This is a genomic window from Microcoleus sp. OTE_8_concoct_300, assembly GCF_031383065.1.
In the GTDB taxonomy this organism is placed as follows: Bacteria; Cyanobacteriota; Cyanobacteriia; order Cyanobacteriales; family Microcoleaceae; genus Microcoleus.
In genome coordinates this window covers 37,616-55,404 of the sequence record NZ_JANMZH010000650.1, presented here as the reverse complement: position 1 = coordinate 55,404, position 17,789 = coordinate 37,616, and the positions used below count along the sequence as shown (strand labels likewise).

The 17,789-nt window shown below is 43.5% G+C and carries 18 protein-coding genes and 1 pseudogene; 14 read left to right on the top strand and 5 right to left on the bottom strand.

Annotated elements, in window-relative coordinates; all coding sequences use genetic code 11:
- Positions 1 to 104: 104 nt before the first annotated feature.
- The gene (locus ACUVJL_RS29500) at positions 105 to 1,250 is read left to right on the top strand and encodes a ParB/RepB/Spo0J family partition protein (RefSeq protein WP_445249087.1); all 1,146 of its coding nucleotides are present in this window, start codon (positions 105 to 107) and stop codon (positions 1,248 to 1,250) included.
- Between the two features lie 199 nt (positions 1,251 to 1,449).
- On the opposite strand, the pseudogene ACUVJL_RS29495 reads toward ACUVJL_RS29500, so the two are convergent.
- Together ACUVJL_RS29495 and ACUVJL_RS29490 are read right to left on the bottom strand one after the other, a co-directional pair.
- Positions 1,450 to 2,604: pseudogene (locus tag ACUVJL_RS29495) on the bottom strand (ISL3 family transposase).
- A gap of 133 nt (positions 2,605 to 2,737) precedes the next feature.
- Positions 2,738 to 2,887, bottom strand: a complete 150-nt coding sequence (locus tag ACUVJL_RS29490) for a hypothetical protein (RefSeq protein ID WP_445249086.1) — start codon at positions 2,885 to 2,887, stop codon at positions 2,738 to 2,740.
- Between the two features lie 1,026 nt (positions 2,888 to 3,913).
- On the opposite strand from ACUVJL_RS29490, the gene ACUVJL_RS29485 reads away from it, so the two are divergent.
- The 4 genes from ACUVJL_RS29485 (at position 3,914) to dnaB (ending at position 10,052) form a co-directional block, all read left to right on the top strand.
- Complete coding sequence (locus ACUVJL_RS29485; RefSeq protein WP_445249085.1) at positions 3,914 to 4,519, top strand: Uma2 family endonuclease; 606 nt, start codon at positions 3,914 to 3,916, stop codon at positions 4,517 to 4,519.
- Between the two features lie 63 nt (positions 4,520 to 4,582).
- Positions 4,583 to 5,926 (top strand): helix-turn-helix domain-containing protein, encoded by a 1,344-nt coding sequence (locus ACUVJL_RS29480; RefSeq protein ID WP_445249084.1) that lies wholly within the window; start codon positions 4,583 to 4,585, stop codon positions 5,924 to 5,926.
- Positions 5,927 to 6,919: 993 nt separating this feature from the next.
- Positions 6,920 to 8,581 (top strand): hypothetical protein, encoded by a 1,662-nt coding sequence (locus ACUVJL_RS29475; RefSeq protein ID WP_445249083.1) that lies wholly within the window; start codon positions 6,920 to 6,922, stop codon positions 8,579 to 8,581.
- A gap of 115 nt (positions 8,582 to 8,696) precedes the next feature.
- Positions 8,697 to 10,052 carry a replicative DNA helicase gene (dnaB, locus tag ACUVJL_RS29470; RefSeq protein ID WP_445249082.1) on the top strand — a complete coding sequence of 452 codons (1,356 nt, stop codon included), beginning with the start codon at positions 8,697 to 8,699 and terminating at the stop codon, positions 10,050 to 10,052.
- 35 nt (positions 10,053 to 10,087) lie between these two features.
- On the opposite strand, the gene ACUVJL_RS29465 is transcribed toward dnaB, so the two are convergent.
- Together ACUVJL_RS29465 and ACUVJL_RS29460 are read right to left on the bottom strand one after the other, a co-directional pair.
- Complete coding sequence (locus ACUVJL_RS29465) at positions 10,088 to 10,663, bottom strand: tyrosine-type recombinase/integrase (RefSeq protein WP_445249081.1); 576 nt, start codon at positions 10,661 to 10,663, stop codon at positions 10,088 to 10,090.
- A gap of 43 nt (positions 10,664 to 10,706) precedes the next feature.
- Positions 10,707 to 10,889 carry a hypothetical protein gene (locus ACUVJL_RS29460; RefSeq protein ID WP_333236888.1) on the bottom strand — a complete coding sequence of 61 codons (183 nt, stop codon included), beginning with the start codon at positions 10,887 to 10,889 and terminating at the stop codon, positions 10,707 to 10,709.
- A gap of 425 nt (positions 10,890 to 11,314) precedes the next feature.
- Between ACUVJL_RS29460 and ACUVJL_RS29455 the strand changes: the two genes are divergently transcribed.
- Both ACUVJL_RS29455 and ACUVJL_RS29450 read left to right on the top strand, forming a co-directional pair.
- On the top strand, positions 11,315 to 11,665 hold the full coding sequence (locus tag ACUVJL_RS29455) for a hypothetical protein (protein WP_445249080.1): 351 nt from the start codon (positions 11,315 to 11,317) through the stop codon (positions 11,663 to 11,665).
- Positions 11,634 to 11,951 carry a helix-turn-helix domain-containing protein gene (locus ACUVJL_RS29450; RefSeq protein ID WP_333085763.1) on the top strand — a complete coding sequence of 106 codons (318 nt, stop codon included), beginning with the start codon at positions 11,634 to 11,636 and terminating at the stop codon, positions 11,949 to 11,951. Before ACUVJL_RS29455 ends, ACUVJL_RS29450 begins: the two co-directional genes overlap by 32 nt.
- Before the next feature lie 624 nt (positions 11,952 to 12,575).
- Here ACUVJL_RS29450 and ACUVJL_RS29445 read toward each other — a convergent pair.
- Positions 12,576 to 12,887 (bottom strand): hypothetical protein, encoded by a 312-nt coding sequence (locus tag ACUVJL_RS29445; RefSeq protein ID WP_445249079.1) that lies wholly within the window; start codon positions 12,885 to 12,887, stop codon positions 12,576 to 12,578.
- A 243-nt stretch (positions 12,888 to 13,130) separates the two neighbouring features.
- Between ACUVJL_RS29445 and ACUVJL_RS29440 the strand changes: the two genes are divergently transcribed.
- The 7 genes from ACUVJL_RS29440 (at position 13,131) to ACUVJL_RS29410 (ending at position 17,599) form a co-directional block, all read left to right on the top strand.
- Entirely contained in the window at positions 13,131 to 13,601 is a 471-nt protein-coding gene (locus ACUVJL_RS29440) for a hypothetical protein (protein WP_172186659.1), read from the top strand.
- A 10-nt stretch (positions 13,602 to 13,611) separates the two neighbouring features.
- Entirely contained in the window at positions 13,612 to 14,076 is a 465-nt protein-coding gene (locus tag ACUVJL_RS29435; RefSeq protein WP_332946640.1) for a hypothetical protein, read from the top strand.
- Positions 14,076 to 14,867: a hypothetical protein gene (locus ACUVJL_RS29430; protein ID WP_332946641.1), complete on the top strand. Its 792-nt coding sequence runs from the start codon at positions 14,076 to 14,078 to the stop codon at positions 14,865 to 14,867. Before ACUVJL_RS29435 ends, ACUVJL_RS29430 begins: the two co-directional genes overlap by 1 nt.
- Before the next feature lie 81 nt (positions 14,868 to 14,948).
- Entirely contained in the window at positions 14,949 to 15,305 is a 357-nt protein-coding gene (locus ACUVJL_RS29425; RefSeq protein WP_332946642.1) for a DUF3768 domain-containing protein, read from the top strand.
- Positions 15,306 to 15,371: 66 nt separating this feature from the next.
- Positions 15,372 to 16,079: a prokaryotic E2 ligase family D protein gene (locus tag ACUVJL_RS29420; RefSeq protein WP_216670293.1), complete on the top strand. Its 708-nt coding sequence runs from the start codon at positions 15,372 to 15,374 to the stop codon at positions 16,077 to 16,079.
- A 61-nt stretch (positions 16,080 to 16,140) separates the two neighbouring features.
- Positions 16,141 to 16,779, top strand: a complete 639-nt coding sequence (locus ACUVJL_RS29415; RefSeq protein ID WP_172186655.1) for a hypothetical protein — start codon at positions 16,141 to 16,143, stop codon at positions 16,777 to 16,779.
- A complete protein-coding gene (locus ACUVJL_RS29410) occupies positions 16,745 to 17,599 on the top strand; it encodes a PRTRC system ThiF family protein (RefSeq protein WP_333151816.1) in 855 nt (284 codons plus the stop codon). The genes ACUVJL_RS29415 and ACUVJL_RS29410 overlap by 35 nt, the downstream gene beginning before the upstream one ends.
- Positions 17,600 to 17,789: the final 190 nt, after the last annotated feature.

Genomic DNA, 17,789 nt, shown 5'->3' with positions numbered 1-17,789 from the left:
TGATTCACAGTCACAACTTGCGCCGGCGAAAACGAATCCTTCGTTTTTGGCTTATAGCCATGAACTGACTTCTTCCAATCCCCAATTTAAAATCTAAAATCGCTATGGCCACCCGTAAAGCTCCCGACTTGGGAAATTATTTTTCATCCGCCAAGCAGTCAATGCACCTCTCAGAAGCTGAATCCGAGATTCAGGAACTCAAAGCAGAAATTGAAGAACTGCGAAAATCGGGTTCAACGGAATTGGAATCTCAATTGACTGCACTGCGAGAACAACTAGAATCCGCCAGCGGTATCCTCTCCATTTCACTAGACCAAATTCAGCCTAATCCTGAACAACCCAGACAGACATTTTTGCCGGAAAGTATCGAGTCCATGTCCCGCTCCCTCGCTAGTGACGGACAACTGCAACCCATTATCTTGATTCAACGGGGAGAACTCGTGATATTCGACGGAGAGCGACGCTGGCGCAGCGCTAAAACTATGGGCTGGCAAACTTTGCAAGCTGTCATCATTCCAGAGCCTGCATCTTTGCACCGCAAAGCGCTGTTGACCTCCCTGCACCGTGAAGACCTCAATCCTCTCGACAAAGCGGAGGCTATTGTGCGGGAGTTGTCCAGCAATACGGGTTTGGAAGCTGTAACTATCCCTCGCACTCTCTCTACAGCTGTGCGGCGGTTGAACGCGCAAAAGCGCATGAACTCAGTTTCCGAGTTGGTGACGGCGATGCCTGACAAGCAGCAGCAGGGTTTAACAGCTTTAGGTTTAGATGAAAAAGAGCTGGCGGTATTGGGGAGATTGTTGGATTTGCAGCTCAATCCGGCTTCCATCGATGCCAACATTTTCCCGATGCTGTCTTTAGCTGCTGACCTTAAGACTGCTATTAGGAAATTAGGACTTAAAGGGGTTCATGCAACGGCTCTTTCTAAACTCTCTGCTAAAAATTTGGGATTGTCTGAGGAAGAGGCGCAGTCCATTAGAGTTAACGCGACTACCCAAGTTATCGCCGAGAAATTGTCGGCAGTTCAAACTCGTAGATTGGTACAGTCCATTATCAGTTCTACTCTCGCTAATTCCCCAGGGGCAGTCCCCCAATTCAAGCAGGTCAAGCTAGCAACTGGGAACTTGAAAAAGCTGTCGCCAGAAATGTTGGAGCAAGCTGAAGTTGACCAACTGGTGGAATTGCAGGACGTTTTGCGCCAAAAGCTAGCGTTCATTGAGGCGGTCTTGAAACAAAATGCTCACGGATGATCGGAAACTATCACGTTCGGTTCAGAAGCGTAGTCGGGTGGGCGACCACCCAGCTTAGGTTAACGGAGTATCAAAGAGAAAGTGTAGCGCTGCTTGTAAAAATCTACGCAGATAAGGGCAATAGTCAGTAAATAGGGGTAGATGAAACGATTCGGTTTATGTTTTGCTGGCTCTCCGGAACTTACGGTGATATTTTTATCTAATTAGAGAAGCAAGCTAATACGCGTTCTCGAAAATTATCAAAGTTTGAAAAGCCATATCCTTGTCGCATAATTAACTTAATTCGATTATTTATCCCTGACATAACTCCACTTGTTGTACGATTAAGAAAGTAGTTACAAATTCCTTCAAAATGATTAACAATTGTCGAAGCTGATTCTTTAAAAAAGAGCGACGCATAATTCAGCCATGTCTTAAACTTTTCCCGTGCTATTTTGACTGTCATATGGGTTTCGTATATTTCTCGAAACTCTTCTTTCATCTCATAGGCAATTCTTAAGCATTCTGATTTTTCCAAGGTGATTGCCAACCTTTGAATTTGCTCGACATTAAGGTTGCTTCGATTACTCAACAATAAGTATTTGCTGCCTCTATCTGTAATTCCTACTGCTCGGCGCAACTTATTCAAGTCTTTATTAACCGCTTTCATCACGTGAAAACGGTCGATGACAATTTTGGCGTTGGGGAATACTTGTTCTATAACTTTTGGAAATCCTCCCCACATATCGATACTCACTTCCTCAACTTGTTCTCGAACCTCAAACGGTTGTTTTATAAGGGCTTCAATTATGTCGGGTTGACGGTGAGAGTCAATCATTTCAATCAAATTACCCTCCTCAATGTCACTGACAACAGTTACCAAACTTCCTTTTCCTTTTCTCATACTTATCTCATCTATACTCACTCGTTTAACTGACTCCCAACAGCTTTTTTTTTACAGGAATTCACATGAGTAAAAATACCTTTAATTTCGTCATAACTCAATCCTTCTTCTCGCCCTATTTGTTCCATGCTTGAGTGTTGAACACGCGCATAAATATTTTCTTCGTATCGTTGAGTATGCCGTCTTTTTTGGTCCAAAAAATCTAATTTTTCTGTAACGTAACGTTGACAGCTAGCGCAGTAAAACTGCCGACGAGGTACTTGTAAATACACAGAACGACCGAAAACTGACAAATCTCTGGCTAATATAGGTCGATTCTGATGGAGTTCTTCTGTATAATTATCACAGTGAGGACAAACTATTCCTGATGCTTTCATCACTCAAACGAAAGTAAATTTTTCCTTCAATTTGAGTGCAAGTTTCAACCTTAACTCCAGGCAAGTCTAATAGATAGTCTAAATGAAAGCTCATCACTATAACTGTATTGGTTGATCTATTTTACACCATAAACTCAGGAGAGCCGTTTTGCTTAGAGAATCCATTTGATATATTTTAGCGATCGACTGCTAAGAGATATCAACTGCTAAGAGATATCAAAGCGGTTCTATACTGAGCTTTTTTCTTGTTGGTGCAAAGATTCGGCAAATTCACGAAGTTGGGCAAGCGCTTCTTCGGATAAGTTTTCAAGCATTGAATTTAGCTGCTTTTTATTACCATTTTCGGGGCGGCTGGTGGCGAGAGATTGTGTCGGCATCAAGCGAGGATTCGCGCTGTAAACGGAACTTCCCCGCTTTGGGGGCGTTCGGGAGGCTGTATTTCTTTTGGGATATATGTTTGGGCGATTTGAGCGTTAGACGCCTGCTGTCATGTATTTAAGATTTTCTTAATCTTTGCCTACTACCTCTTGTGAGATAGTGGAATGGAGAACAAACCCCGCTACATAAGGGTTTCCAAAACTTGTAGTCATGTAAAAGATTTTCCCAAACCGGGAAAGTCTGACCCCGTATTAGTTTGAACCGGAACGATAGCGAGCAGGCGGGGGAAGTTCCGTGTAAAAAATCTTCAAATGGCTCAAAAAATGTATCAAGCGCTTGGGATTCATCTTCTGAATAAAAAAGGATTATTCGCGCCCAAGACTGGGTAGATGGCTGGTTAAATTGTTTTTCAATCCAGTCTTGAAATTCTGCAAATTCTTGTTCCTGTTCAGTAACAGGAATTCCGAGTTGGCGACAGGCTAAAGTGTAACCATCTAAAAAAGCTTGCAAACTAAAGATAGAACGCTTGCCGAGATAAAGGGCAGTTCTAGTTTTGATTTTATCTAAAAGCCGATCAAAATTGTTGCCTGCTGTAATTGGGGGTGTAGCTTGAGGATTTTTCCAGGCATATTCTTTGAGGGATGGCAGGGTGGATTAATTGTCGAAAAAATAAACTAAGCTGATTGGGCTATTTGTTGATGCTACGTGAAGGATTTAACTGGTTGATCTCGGTTAGAAAAACCGAAAAGCAACTCAATGATATTTTCAAGTTGGTTAGCCATCAATCTTAAAGCTTGACGAAGAGTATTCGTACCACTCATCCGAGCTCTCTTATACTAAAAGTGGAATAATAGTGAGGAAGGCGTTAAGAGATATGGAATATTGAGCGAATCGCAATCCGCCTCCATTAGTTTGACAAGCTCGAAGGCGGTCATGCAATCGAACGAGTATAATAAACTTAACAGATCGCTACTCCCTACCCCACAAAACTTCTAATTAAGCTACCTCCCATTAAAAAATAACCTATGACATACACCCCATCCAAACTACTTAGCTTTGAGGAGTTTATCGCCCAATATGGAGATAATACACGATATGAACTCATTGATGGAGAACTCAGAGACATGGAACCTACTGGTCCTCACGAAGCGGTTGCAGGTAGTATTGCTGGTAGAATTTACGTAGAAATTTTTCGTGGTAATTTCAATTGGTTGGTTCCAAAAACTTGTTTAATAAAACCCCTATACGCTGAGGCCACAGCGCTGCGTCCTGATGTAGTTGTTTTAGATAAAGCAGAACTTAGTAGTGAACCCCTTTGGCAAAAAGAACCAGTGATTTGTAAAGATAGTACAATTAAGCTTGTTGCCGAAGTGGTCAGCACTAATTGGCAAGATGATTATGCAAGAAAAGTGGAAGAATACGCTTTTTTGAAGATTGCAGAATATTGGATTGTGGACTTTCGAGGCTTGGGGGGTTTGCAATTTATCGGCTCTCCCAAGCAACCTACTTTCACCGTCTGCCAGTTGGTTGATGGAGTTTACCAGCAGCAACAATATCGCTTGGGAGAGCCGATTTATTCTTACCTATTTCCCAATTTACAATTGCAACTTGACGACATTATGCCGACTTAAAATTATCGAATTTGTGAAAAATTCAGTGAGTAAAATGCTAGGTTCTAACTATTGACTAAAACTATGAGTGACAGCACCAGCTCAGAAAGTCTGGCTGAAGTTAGAGATAGCCCAGACAAACCCATTACAGAACCTCGTCTGTACCAGAGTAGACCGATCGCCCCTGTTGCGACACCCCCTCCTATGGTATCCAGCCTCCACGCACAACTGAGAACAGACTTGTGGCAGCAATACCCTTCAGGTGTCGGCTACTACCAACACCGAGCCAAGGGCAACCCCAACAACATCATCGAGCACTACATCGCCAACCCCGACGACATCACGCTGCTGCCCTTAGACGAGGCCATGCAAATTATTGACAAGTTTGGGCTGACCGCTGCCAAGTTACACCTGATTTTTGCCGCTCATATTATGAGACAAGAAGAGCCGTGGGAAAGCTTATTCACTCTCGAAGGCAGTGACTTAATCAAGGAAATGGGCTGGGACAAACGCACAGACTTGCCCGCGTCTAAAAAACTGAATGAACTAGCTAAAACTGCATATGCTCTAGGTTGCCTAGCAATCAAAGCCACATGGGTTGAAGGCAAACACAAAAAAGGTGGAATTAGAGCCAGCGTTGACACCTCGCGAATGTGGAATATTCAAATTCAGTTAACAGGTCAGCAGAATCTGGAGGGCAAAATAGAGCAGCCTGATGAAGTCTACATCACAGTCCAACCGGGGCTCTGGACTCATGCCTTCTTGAACAAAGCAGGTTACTTCGCCAAAGAAGCCTTGTATCAGTTTGGCTATTTAGCTCAGGAGATTCTCAAAATCGATGCCTACCATGATGAACTGGCTTTGCGCTTAGCACTTCATCTGACGATGGAAAGCCGATTTCACACCAGTGGCTGTTACAAAGTGGAAACCCTTCTAAAAGCGCTCCTATGCCAAACGGTAATCGATATAGCCCGGTCTGACCGTAGAAAAGCTTACACGCTGATGAATAGCTGGAATCACACCCTGGAAGTGCTGTTGAAACTCCAGCGAGCGTTTCAAATCGAGTTTGACCAAGAGACCTACCCAGAATGGCTGAGACCCGGTAGCAAGTATCGAAAAAAACGAGGATACTTTGACACGCTATTGGCAGCCCTAATTACCATCCATCCGCCAGCACCTATCCCCCAACTCCTGGCAACCAAAGCTGAACTCAAACAGGTTCAACCCCGCCTGAAACAAGCTCTCAAACCTAAACTGACAAGCAATGAGATAAAAGAAGCAAGAACAGCCAAAGGTTGGAGTCAAGCACAATTGGCTGGCTGGCTAGGGGTGTCGCAGCGTTATGTATCCATGTTGGAACGTGGGGAGCGAATCCCTGCACCAGAACTCGAATCTCAAATCTGGCATCTGTTAAGCATTTCACATTGACTACTTAATCCTGGACGCACAGCCTCAATATACGATGTTTTGTAGGGGCAACCACGGGGGGTTGCCCCTATCCTAATGATGCTTGGCGTTAGTCCCGCGGGACTAAGACCAATTCAGGGCTTAAATCGACCTGTAATCCTCTGTGAGAAAGGGATTTAGCTTGACTGGCGGATCTGAGGCTCAAACCCAGTCGCAGCAAAAAAAAAGACACATCAACCTCTAACCCTCTTCAAAACTGGGTTTGAGCCTATTTTTAAGCTAAGTTTTGTCTAAGTCCCCTACTGTAACCAGAGTCCTCTTGCGACATTTAAGATAGGCTTCATCCAACCTGCTCTCACCAAAGCGACGCTACAAACCAACCCTTTCCCGGCTGGTTTTTTTTTTCGGCAAAAGATGCTCCGACTGTTCTGAAACTTGTTCTAAAAAAAATAGGTATTTAAAATCGCTCTCAAATCCATACCCCATATAAGTTTGACCTTTAGAACAAAACCTCTAGAATGCCGCGACAAAACCTCTAGAATGCCGCGACAAGCCATTTTTGAAACTCTTGCTACGTAAAGTTTTCAGCCTTTAGAACAACTCTGATCAGTCTTATTAGACTGATTCGCCACCAAATCCCGTATCGGCTGGTCTGGCAGGATTGAAAAAATAGTCGCGCACCCTTTCTCATCTTTTAGCAGGGCGGTCAGTCTCAACACTGCTGGATTTAGGACAACTGCATCGCTACAAAAAAGCGATCGCAAAAGTACAAGACCTTAAAACCGCTTCGCTAAAGTTTGCCGATAGTTCAAGCGACGGCGCTATGAATCGAGTTCCGGCGCAACTACCACACCTGGTTGTTGAAGCCAACCCGAAATCCTGTTGAGTGCAGCGAGCGCTGCATTCGCGCTCAATAGCCCGCGGTCAAATTCACAACAACCGCTCTGGCAAACCTTGCGGCTGTCACAGTCGCATGAAGGGACATTTACGCTCATTTTTACCCCGGAACAAAAAATGGTTGCAGATACAACTACCTGGCACAAACCGCCATTCGCCCGACACGCCGCAATTTATGAAGCCCTAGCCGACATACTAGAAGGCGCTACCCCCAGCGCCGTCAAACTCGCCCTCTACCTGTACAGAACCTGCATCGGTGGCAAACCAGAGGAAATCGACATCCATTGCATCCCCTTGGGCGAAAAACGAGCCACAAGAGTCCGAAACGGCAAGCCCTACAGCCCCAACACCAGGCGGGCAGCCCTCAGACAGCTCGAAAAACTAGGCTTGGTTAAAATCCTCAAAAACTACGGGTGTGGCATTTTTCGCATAGCAGTGCAGCACCTGGGCGACGTTCGCCCCTTCACTCACACCAATTCAAAATTCCAAAAACTGAGCAATCCGTCAAAAAATCGACTGAACCAGCCAAAAATTGAGCAAACAGGGGGTTCAAACCCTGATGGTGCCGTACTCTTTACAGAGGATAAAAAAGGACAGCAAAGCACTGAAAATGTTGCTGCTGTTTTTTTTAATTTTTCTAAAGAGGAAGAAAATTTAACATCACCAGATAAAAAACCACAGCTTGTAACTGGGATCAAATCTAAAAGCACTGAATTAAATAAAAATTCAGAACAAGAACTAAAAACCCCTAGTGAAAATAAATGTTCCGCCCCAACCGCTGAATGTCTGAGAATTAATTCAGATAACAGTCAGGCAGTCGATGTGGCAATGCCTTGCACTTCAGAACAAATAGGTTTGACCTCTAAACCCCCGGAAAAACTGCTGACAGAACTTAACAGCCTCGACAATCCAACAATCTCTGCCGCCAAATCACCAATACCTACCAATAAAGCTGTTCCGTTAAGCCCTGAAATATCTTCGCCCGTTACTCCCCAACTTCCTGAAATTGTCGAAGCGGTTGCAATTGCCAACCCCGATGCCACTGAAACTGTCAAAGCCGTTCCAATTACTAATCCTGATGCGACTGAGATTATCGAAGCGGTTGCAGCTGCCAACCCCGATGCCACTGAAACTGTCGAACCAATTGCAATTGCCAACCCCGAGGTGAGTGAAACTGTCGAACTAATTGCAATTGCCAATTCCGATGCGACTGAGCTTGTCAAAGCCGTTCCAATTACTAATCCTGATGCAATTGAGATTATCGAAGCGGTTGCAATTGCCAATCCCGATGCAGCTGAAATTGTCGAAGCCGTTACGCGAGCCACAGGAGGCATGAATTCTGAATTAAAAATTTGTGTACTCCAGCACAGCTTAAACGAAATCCAAGCCGCCATAAACCTGCTGCAAGTTCGAAGCCAAACAAAGCAAATATCCAACCCTTCAGGGTGGATCGTTGATTGTTTGCGCGGTCGCTGGTGGGAAAAAACTAACGGTTTTCAAAACTCAAACCCAACAAATGTTGTTTCGTCTCCAGCTTCAACAGGATCTTCTCCAACTCCCAAAGATTCTCCTTCTGCACAGACAACAAGAATAACTGAGGATTATGTAGACCCTCATTATATGCCATTAGAAACTCATCGAACGTTATGCGAACAGTTCCAGCAACTAGGCAAAGAAGCTTTTGCAGCGCTAGGTATTCAGCAGCAAATTTACTTGCAGTGGATGCATCGATTTCCTCAGCAACTAAAACAAATTTTGAACAAATTGTCTACTACTTAGCTATGAGGCCTAGCTGTGAAAACAGTGATTATTTAACCCATGTAGACAACTTCCCATCCTTAGACAATTTTTAAAACAGTTCAATTAACAACAATATCAAAGGAGAAGACCAGACATGACAGTCAGTTTAGTTGACAAAATTATGCCGAGCAACATTGATGCAGAGGAAGCAATTTTAGGCGGAATTCTGATTGACCCAATCGCCATTAAACGAGTCGCAAATATTCTGCGTCCCGAAGCATTGGCAATTACAGTCCACCAACACATTTATCGGGCCGCTTTAGCGCTGCACTCTAAAGAGCAGCCCACAGACTTGATGAACGTCACCACTTTCCTCGACGACCACAACCTGCTGGAAGTAGTAGGGGGTCAAACCAAACTGGTAATGCTGGTAGACCGAACTGTTTCGGCCGTCAACATCGACCAATATGCCTTGCTAGTCGTGGACAAGTTTGTCCGGCGCGAACTCATCAAAATTGGTAATGACCTGGTGCAGCTTGGCTACGAGACTTCCACCGAATTGGATGCGATACTAAATAAAGCCGAGGAAAAGATTTTTGCCCTCAATAAGTACAAAGAAGAGCGGCAAAAAGCTATGAGGCCTCTTTCGGAATACTGCCACGAACTTTGGCGATATCTAGATGAAATTGAGGAACAGCGCTTGGAGACTGCTAACTACTGTCCTGGAATCAGCACGGGGTTTTATGACCTCGACGACCTCTTGGGAGGGGGATTTTACCGAGGCGAATTGATTGTCATAGGAGGTCGCCCCGGCAGCGGCAAAACAGCTTTGGCTTGCGCGCTTGGGTACAACATTGCTTCCCTCCCCAGGAACGGTCGGGTTTTGATGTTTTCGATGGAAATGCCGGGTCGGGACTTAGCAGCGCGGTTAATGGCACTTGAGAGTGGGGTGTCGGTGAAAGATATCAGGCAAGTTAACCTAGCTGGTAAGTACGAAGTGCTAGCTTCGGCTTTGGGGAAAGTTAGCGATGCTGATTTTTGGATAGACGAAAGTTTGGAACCGTCTCCCTTAGAGATTCGTTCGAGAGTTAGGGAGTTTGTTTGCGAGCGCGGCCCATTGGGTTTGGTAATTGTTGATTACCTGCAATTGATGGTGAATTCAGCGGATGAAAATGTTGTCAATAAAATCAGCGAAATTACGCGGCAGATGAAGATTTTAGCTCGCGAGGTTGACGCGCCGGTTGTGCTGCTTTCCCAGCTCAATCGGGGGGTAGAGACTCGCACGAACAAGCGTCCGAGTTTATCGGATTTGCGTGGTTCTGGTGGAATTGAACAGGATGCGGATGTTGTGCTTGGAGTTTACAGGGACGATTATTACAATCGGGATTCTCCTGATGGGGGAACGGCTGAAATTATTGGATTGAAAGGACGGAATAGCGGAACGGGAACGGTTAAGTTGCTGTTTGATGCTGAATGCTGTCGGTTTCGGAATATCTATAAACTCCGGTAATATTGAAGGACAGGAAAATATTGAGCTCTGTCGCCTTACTTCAAAAGTCCAATTGCCTTGACAAGCTGTTCCGGCTGTACCTCCAAATAGCGCTGGAGGCTCGACAAATTTTTGTGACCTGATATCTCCATAATTACCCGCAGTGGCACCCCAGCATTGCTCAAGTTCGTGAGTGCTGTCCGCCTCATGGAATGTGTGGAAGCTCCCTTAATTCTTACCCGCTTGCAAGCTTCTTTAAAAATCAAATCTGCAAAAGAGCGTGTCAAAGGCTTCGTACCCTCTCGCCCCGGAAACAAAAAACCCACATCTGGATTGTAAGCCTTTAAATACTTAGCCAGCATAGGATGGAGCGGCAGCGTTCGCGTTGCTGATTTCCCCTTTGTCGTCGCTTTCCGCAACGTGACTGACCCCCCAACAATGTCGTGAGTTGTTAAAGCTAACGCCTCTGAAATCCGGCAAGCGCAGTAAAAAGTTACAGCAAACAAAAGCCTGTCCCTTGCTGTAATAAAACCCCGGTCAAACAATCGGTCAATTTCTGCAGGCGTCAAAATCTTAGCGCGCCCATTCCCTTGAACCTTCACGGCGCATCCTTGACGGGTAAATTCCTTCATTATTGGACGAAAGGGAGGTTACGTCAAGTAGGCTAACTGGCTTCTATTCTTTGATGGCCAACCAAATCCGGCTCAATCGCTTTCTGGACAATCGGAGGCGCTTGTTGCAACTCACTTCCCGCTTATTGCTATTCAACTGACTCGAATTCTCGGGAAAGTTGATAATCGGCAAGGTGGCGATCGCGTCTATGAGGTCTCTGAAGGTAACAGGTTTTTGGGCGTTCATAACACCGCGCCACCCAGAAAATTATTAGTAACTAATCTAATTATACTATTGTTTGATTCTACCTGCAACCTTTTTTGCTGGCTGGTTATATTCTGAAGAACAAGTCATCAATATTCTCCAATAGTTCTTCTACTTCCCGGTGTGGTTCGATTTGGAGACGTTTGTCGATCATCGCACCTCGCTGACGAAAGCAACTACACCTTTACTATACCAGTCTGCTGCAACCGGATTTGATATCAACGCGATTGGGCGGGATTTCAAAAAATTGATAACCTAGCCAGAGTTTAAATTGGGAAATAGTCGGTCAAATATAGATTCCAATTGATTGATTTAAGGAAATATCGCGCTGCAATTTCTTTATCAAGAAATTGGCCTAAAAACCTATCAAAACAAATCTGTTGCAGTCGATGCACAGTTGAGAACTCATGTCAATCTCAAAAGGAAAGCGAGATTTGATTTCGGGCCTGCCACTAAAACATTTGAATGATATGCCGCCTGCAATTGAATTTCCTGTAAACTTTGCCAAAATTCATCTCCCGCGCTTTAAGTGCGGCGAGATGGTGCGCTGGACGGGTGTTAGCGAAGAAGCTGACAGAGGAATGGTTATCGGCAAATTTTACAATTACGAACAGTGTCAATGCTGTTGGATGTGGTGCTACATAATTTGCCTTACTCCTGATTCCAAAAGTGCAACGTGGTGTCAGTTTGATACTGCCTGGGAGGAAGATTTGGAGAAGTTTGAGGATGATAAAAAAGCAGCCGACTTTGACAGATAGAGAACGCAATTTGATTGCAGTTTACAGTCAATGCCAATTCGGAATGACACCGAGGCAGTTTTATGCAAAGTGGGGAGTGAGTTATGAGGAAATTGCTTTTATTTGTTCTCGTTCTGATTCTACAGTGCGGGGTTGGTTTAGAAAGGGGAAAAATCGCAGATTTCCTACTGCTGTCGATTTGCGTCATTTGGCTTTAATGGATTTTCTGCTGGAACACTTTGAGGAAATCCCAGAGGCATTGGTGGCTTTCCTGTGTCCGCATTGTGAAGATAATAGCCTGGATTAATAGTGGCGGGTATAACGGAAAGACTGTTCAGGGCAACGACTGTATACGTTGTCGCAATCATATACTGCTGACTTGTTCCAACAGTTTTGGTGGCTGCTATACATACACCAAGCTTTTTCAGCATCAAAAGATAATTTGAGCTTGTCTTAGCACAAACCTCGTCAAATATCAATGTCACCGTGACCTGTCTTTGACAAGATTATTCAATTACTGTCTTGGCAAGCAATGAAACAAGAGCACAATCTGTTACTTTTACTGCTGAGGTACTAAAATGACCTACTCTGAAAAATTGCACCCGTGGTGTATCATTAGCCTGCTTCCTAATTGTCAGCGTGTTATTGTGGCACGATTTCGTAAGAGAAACGATGCAGATGATCATCTACGGGTTTTGCAGCGATTAGTGAAAACGCGCACATTTGTGATTATTTTTGACATGCAACCAAAGCCTACTGTGCCTAAAGAATAACGGCGAATGCAGCGAAGGTTTGAAATCGAATTAATCGAGATACCTGCGTTAGTTGAATAAACCGACTTTCCAGCGATTTCTCCCAGCGACAGAACCTACTGATAGCTGGGAGAATTTTTTATATATTTTACTGATTCTCTACTAACTACAACTTTTTATCATAGTATTGATTGACGCTCTAGAGCGAGCGCATTTGTACGGATAGTTACAATTGCATAAGTAAATATGCTCTGATTGATAGCTGTGCAATCGTAGATGTGGCTAATAGTAATATAGCTTGCGAGCGCAATAGATATTCCTTCTCTATCAATACTTCGGAATTTTGAAGAGTTTTTTTGGGAGATGGCTCTGGCGCAAGGTTCGTAGGTGGCTAATGTTGCGCTGAGTTTTTGGATTTCTTGCCATAGCTCTACTATCAAGGCTTCTTTTGCCTCGTTCAATAGTTGCTTTAAGCCGGGTAGTTTTTCCATTCCTTTATCTAATGTCTATCTCGTCTTCTTGTCAAGGGGGTTGAGCAATTACAATCAAAGAATCAATAGAGACAAGTGCGACCGCATCTTGTCGGACAGATAATTAATGGGAATTAATTAAGAAATTTCTTGGGAAACACGCTTACCGTTAAAACTTTACAAAAAATAGATCGTTAAAAGCAAGGCCGCGATCGCGGCAATTTTTGAGAATAAGCTGCACTTGCTTGTACTGCGAATCCAGCCATGACCCAAATAGAACCAAATTCCGAACCAACTGGAGAGGATATTCCACTTTCAGCTACTCAAAAAGTGGGTGAAACCATCAACAAAACTGAGAACACTTCACAGAGTCCTGACTTACTTGATGAAGGAGAATCAGAACCTTATGAATTCAATTTTTGTACAATCAAAATCCACATTGTTATGCGACCAGACGATGGGCATCCAGAAGGGCGAATCGTAGAAATTACAGCAACGAGCCATGACGACTTACCACTATTAGTACAAGTTAGAGAAAACTCGATTGGAGCTTGGCCAAACCATTTACAAGAATTGCTCCAGCGGTTAGCCTCTAACCTACCTAACCGAAAAGTGAGCGCTCAAATTCGTTCTTCTGTTGGTCAACCCCGGAAAAAAGCCAAACCAAATCTTCAAAATCCTGCTAACCACCCCGTCAACAAAGGTGAAGCTGGAGTACAAATCCCCCTGTTTTAAAGAGGTAACAATGAGTCTAATAGAATATGAAGGCAGGCAAATCGAACTGCCCAACGAAATTACTGCAAATGATGAAAAATTGCTAGAAGTCCTACTTCCTTACTTCCCTGAATTAAGCGAAGCTACAATTGAACGAAAAACAGGTCAACCCATTAAAATCATCAAACAAGCCAAGACAAAGGGTGTAGAAGAAGATTGGAAAAAAGAACTATGCGTACTGCTCACTCCCCATTCCCCACTCCCCTCACTTGTCGCAGCACCGGAAGAACCGAATCAAGCTGTCCAACTCACTTGGGCTCTGCAATGCGACTCTATCAGCGGTTGTGTTACTCCGCTAACCTTGGCAAGTCGGGCTCAAGAACTCTCTGACGCGATCGCTCTGGGTGAGCAAGAACTACAGCGATTTAGAGACACTCTCAAAAAACTCCAACTTGCGCCAGCTATTGCTTGTCTCCAAATTCCTCTTAATTTTTAATGCCTGCAACTATTTTGTCTGTGTCGCAAGCCATTGCCGCTTTGCGACACTCCTACCCAGTAACTAAGCCACTTGAAGCGATTGAATTTCTCAGACAAACGCTCAATAGCGCTCAACTTCTCAATCTTTACCAGCACTTTTTTTCAACTGAATTTGCTACCAGTACCAGTTCTATTTACTCGGATACTCCTGATAATCATAGCCCCCGCGAATTAGAATTCTTCCGTCTTCTTGACGAAACAGAACTTATCCCGATCAGCCCCTGGCAATTAGAAATAGCACAAGAAGAACGCCTCGACCAACTCCTGATTGAGTCTTGGGGGTTGGATTGGTTGAGCTATGAAGATATTGATTCCTTAGCTCCTGAATGGCAAATCCTGCTGTCTCTAAGTTCTGAAGGACTAAATTGGCTAACTGAAAATGAGATGAAAGATTGGTATGAACAAGAATTTGAAGTTTCATTTTCTCAGATTCTACCACCAGATAGGATCAATCATCAGCAATTCCAACAGTTTTGCTCTCTGGCTGAATTTCCCGTAAAAGGGATGCCAATTGTACTGAGTTTCCTCAATTACTCAACGGGTAATATTTGGCTTGACGGCTGCGCTCAACACGAGTATCAATTTGGAGAATGGACAGTCGAAAACTTGATATTTTTATCAGAACAATGGCAAAGTGCTAAAGAATTAATAACCCAGGCTCAACAGGTCATTGACTGGCTTGCTACTGACCGCCATCGACATTTTCAGCAAATTCTTGAACTCTGGAACAAAAGCACCTTGTCAATTTGAATTACCCCTGAATCCGAATAATTACGAGTGAACCAGCAACCGCTAGTGCGGTTGTAGTTGTTGGAAATTGAGGCCTTAATTATGACTGAAACTCTAACAACAGCCGAAAGAATTGCACGTCTTAATGACCAATTACGTCAAGGAGATACCAAAATTGGTGAAATTCGGATTACTCAAGCTGTAAAAGCTCTTCTTCCCGAACAGCAACAAAAGTTACTGCAATTACTAAGAGATTTTAACACCTTTGAAGCTGGCAACAACCCCTACGGAGAACGAGATTTTCTTAGCATTCAACTTGACAGTAAAAGCTATTTTTTCAAAATTGATTATTTTGACAGGAAAGCATGGCTGGAAAATCAGGAAGTTAGTTCACAATGTCCAGAAGACCCCGACAAAACTTGGAGAGTTGCTACCCTAATGCAGTCGAACGAATATTAATTTTCAAGCATGAGCTAACCTTACCTATCGGGTTAGCTCCATAACCTCTATCGATTTCAAGTTATTATGCAACATTTGTCAGGAGAAGTCTTTCGTGAAATTCTGCAAACAGCTCCCCGACAGCTAGCAGAAATTGATGCTGAATTACTGTTCATCAAAGAACAATATCTGTTCCATTATCGAGAAGGAACAAAGGAACACTACAAACTACTCTCCTCTGTCAGTTTGAGAACTGCATTTTCTCACGAGCCGATTGATACGGATTGGATGCCCCCAGGAGTCATAAGGTGGGGAACTAACTCTCAAGGAAATTGGGTAGTAAAATTCATATCTCCTGCCCAATATAACCTCCAATTTGATGAGAGTAAACCCATTACTATTCCACTAACTGCCTTGGTATTTGTAGGACAAAACACTCAATATTGGGTATTTGCAACTGATTTTGCTACTTTCAACCCAGAGTCGAAAGCTTACCACACTCCTTTACCAAACATCCATCCAAACGGTTTAATTTGCTGGGGGAAAAATACTCCACCTGTTGCTTCAACTCAAACCATTGATATTGCTTGGCAGAGCTTCATAACCACTCCTTTCAATGCTGACTTATCCAGCCAAAAAAGCCGAAAGTTTCCCCAAGATGTCAGAGAACATCTGAAAAGTTTAGCCTTGAGAAAAAGGCGTACCTATCCTGTTAAAGATTTAGTTGAAGTGAGGTACAGTCCTTCAATTGACTCTTTAGTGCAACACCTCCTATTGATTGCTAACCCTACCTAAATCAAAACTTCTATGTAGGGACTGCACTCAATATTTATTGTTCAACACAAAGTTTAAGTTAATGCTAAAACTTTTTAACCACATTCATGCCTCTATTCCCTTGCCTCCCATTGCTACTGGGGTATTCTGCGAATACGTTACAGCCTCTAACGGCGTGTTTGTGCGTTCAGTTCGCCCCGGACTAGAGGCCATGATTCCTGTTGCAAATTCAACGCCCAATACTATCAAAGGGTTGCCACCTATAGAACCATACTTGCACCTTGAGACTCGTTTAGTACCATCAGAACTGCTACTTTCTATATTGACAAAAGCTGTATTCACCAAAGATAGCAGTGGCAATCTCACAGAGATTTTATTTCACCTATCCCTTGACAGTAGTAATCAATGGCAACTGACAATTCCAGTCCAATTGACTACACGAACGAGCTGCCAGCCTTTTGACAATTCATCCTACTCAACTGCTTTAATTGAGTGCCACTCTCACGCAGAATTGCCTGCTTTCTTTAGCAGCACAGATGATGCTGACGAGCGGGGTTTTCGCCTCTATGCAGTCTTGGGTAAAGTTAATACCTTGACTCCTGAGATTTTAGTGAGAATCGGAATTTTCGGACACTATAGCTTAATTAAAGCTAATTCTGTATTTGAAGAGCCACATTTTATCACTGATGCTTACCAAAACTCCCTTAAACCTCGACTTTGAGTACGCAAATTCCACACCTCTCCTTCTCAAAGATTACTCTCACCTTCACTTATGGCTCGTTGGCTGTGGCGGCACTGGCTCTTATGTAGCTGAAAGTTTAGCACGATTAGCTTACGTTTTCAAACAAGTTGGGAAAAATGTCAATATTACCTTTGTAGATCCCGATATTGTGGAAGGGAAAAATTTGGGGAGGCAGAGATTTTGTCAATCTGAACTTGGACTGAATAAAGCCACTACTCTTGCCTTGCGTTACAATCTTACCTGGGGGCTAGAAATTAGTGCAATTCCTGACTATTTTGACCCCAAATTGGTAAAATCATACTGGAATGATTTGGTAATTATCATTGGCTGCGTTGACAATAGTGCTGCTCGCCGTTCCTTGGGCAAAACGCTAGAGAATAACCGCCACGCTGAGATTCCGAGAATCTGGTATCTTGATGCTGGCAATAACTTTGATAGCGGTCAAATTCTACTGGGCAGCCATAATAGCCTTGAAGAGCTAACTCCGCACCTGGATAAGTTCAAGAAAACAGGCATTATGGGAGCGCTTCCCTCTCCTGTTTTACAATGCCCCAATTTGATAGAATTGCGACCTGAAGAATTGGGAAATACCCATTTATCTTGTGCTGAGTTGGCTAATCTTAACGCTCAGAGTCTCACAATTAATCAAACAATTGCCTCAATCGTTACTGACTATCTATTCCGCCTCAGTTTGACAAAGGACTTGCGTAATTTTGCCACTTTCCTTAACCTTAAATCTGGTTCTATGCGCTCAGAATTTATCAGTTGTTCATCTCTCATAAAGTTTAGTTGTACTTGATACAAATCCTGGTTAGCTACACCTAACGGGATAACAACCCCGTCAAAAGCTTGATAAAATCAAGGACATAGCCCTCATACCCATCTGAAAAATCTGAGAGAGTAGAGGGGAGGGTAAAGGTTGAACAATACACCTTTACCCTCCCCTTCCCCTTCCCTTTATTTTGCTAACTTTATTAAGATTTTTTTTT